The sequence below is a fragment of the Candidatus Megaera venefica genome (genome assembly GCF_034554655.1).
Classification (GTDB): domain Bacteria; phylum Pseudomonadota; class Alphaproteobacteria; order Rickettsiales; family Rickettsiaceae; genus Megaera_A; species Megaera_A venefica.
In genome coordinates, this window is the sequence record NZ_JARJFB010000251.1 from 1 (window position 1) to 1,276 (window position 1,276).

1 protein-coding gene is annotated in these 1,276 nt (G+C 33.6%); it reads left to right on the forward strand.

Annotation, left to right across the window (positions count from 1 at the left end; translation table 11 throughout):
- Positions 1 to 392: 392 nt before the first annotated feature.
- A complete protein-coding gene (locus Megvenef_RS09505) occupies positions 393 to 788 on the forward strand; it encodes a dimethylarginine dimethylaminohydrolase family protein (protein ID WP_322777672.1) in 396 nt (131 codons plus the stop codon).
- The last annotated feature ends 488 nt before the right edge of the window (positions 789 to 1,276 follow it).

Genomic DNA, 1,276 nt, shown 5'->3' on the forward strand with positions numbered 1-1,276 from the left:
GTATACAAACAGTCTAACTTTGATTAATTTATGATGATATTATTATTTTACTACTATTGTTTCCATATAATATATTTTATCACAAAATAAATTAATCACAGTATATACAAGGAGTAACAATGGATACTGTTAATAAAACTATTGTGAAATCTAGAGCAGAGCCTAGGAGTGTTATGATGTGTTCTCCTAAGTATTTCGAAGTTTTAGATGAAAAGAATGTGTATATGAAAGGAAATGTAGTTGAAAAGCAATTGGCACTCCAACAATGGGAGATCCTCTACAATATCTATGGAAAGCTATAGGAGCAAGGAATCATCGAGAATTTGTATTTGGTTGACCCTATAGAGGGGTGTGAAGATATGGTGTTCACTGCCAATTAGTCCTTTCCTTGGATGATTGGTGATATAAAGATTGTGGTGATGAGCAAAATGAAACACGAAAGTCGTCAAAAGGAAGTGCCTGCATTCAGGGCTTTTTATGAAAGATTAGGATACAAAGTTTTAGAATTGAAGGAAACAGAACTCTTTGAAGGAATGGGAGATACTATACACCATTTTGGAAAAAACCTATTATTTGGCGGTTACGGTCATCGAAGCGATAAATCTGCTTATAAAGAATTGTCATCAAAACTGGATGTGAATATTGTACCTTTGGAGTTGATCGATGAACGATTCTATCATCTTGACACATGCTTTCTTCCAATTGATGATGAAACTGTTTTGCTGTACCCAAAAGCTTTTACAGAAAGAGATTTAGCCATTCTGAAGGAGAAGTATATTTGTAATTGATAAACAGATGGTTCAAGAATGTTATCGAAATTCCTTTGGAGGAGGCTGAAAAGTTTTTCGCTTTGAATGCTCATTGCATCTATGACTAGAAAACACAATAAAAGGTGGCAATAATCCAGAAGGGAACAGTGGTGACTAAGAGTGTGTTAGAACATCATGGTTTCATTGTGTTAGAAGTGGATACTTCAGAATTTATGAAATCTGGGGGAAGTGTATTTTGCATGAAAATGATGGTTTATTGAATGAATAAATTATAAATAAAAGAAGCCTTGATTGATCTGAAGAATAGAGCGGATGAGTTAAGACTAAAGGAGATTAAGATTGTGGACTAGTATTTCAATGTAGACATCTCTAATGTGTGTGTAAAATCAGCGTAAAATATTGTCTCGTTGAACTTCTTTATTCCTAAGACTAAATAAAAAGAATCCCCTTTAGTTGATTATAGTGGCATTTCCTTCAAGAATTCTAGATTGTTGGTATCTCTGTTG

Excerpts from the sequence above, each read along its gene's own strand:
- Megvenef_RS09505 (WP_322777672.1), top strand. The coding sequence starts at position 393 with ATGATTGGTGATATAAAGATTGTGGTGATGAGCAAAATGAAACACGAA.